This is a genomic window from Paenibacillus forsythiae T98 (genome assembly GCF_000520735.1).
Taxonomy (GTDB): Bacteria; Bacillota; Bacilli; order Paenibacillales; family Paenibacillaceae; genus Paenibacillus_AQ; species Paenibacillus_AQ forsythiae.
The window spans coordinates 1-380 of record NZ_ASSC01000347.1; the positions used below are offsets into that span (position 1 = coordinate 1).

At 61.8% G+C, this 380-nt stretch carries 1 protein-coding gene; it reads right to left on the minus strand.

Going from position 1 to position 380, the window contains the following annotated elements:
* On the minus strand, positions 1 to 380 hold a 380-nt coding region (locus L692_RS0111135), incomplete at both ends, for a glycosyltransferase family 2 protein (protein ID WP_025699861.1).

Consider the following 380-nt stretch of genomic DNA (forward strand, 5'->3'; position numbering starts at 1 on the left):
TCAGGTCGGGACGGCCCAGCAGAAGATTGAGCGCATGCTTGGAGAGCACAACCGGATGGGGACGGAGCCGGCGAACCGGTCCGGAATAATCGTTCAAGGCGATGTCTACACCTCCCCTTACAGCCGCTGCGAAAGGCCGGAGCTGCTTCGCCGGAATTACGAGATCGCCGTCTGTAAACAAAAGGATATCCCCCTTCGCCGCCTCCGCCCCAACGCTGCGGCCAACATCATGTCCCAGTGGCTCCGCGCAGGAAATCACGCGCGCTCCGCAGGACGCGGCGATCTCCGCAGTGCCGTCCGTAGAGCCGTTGGCCACAACGATGACTTCACAGCGCAATCCGATCTTTCTGGCTTCCGTAACAGCCGCCGCAATCGTACCG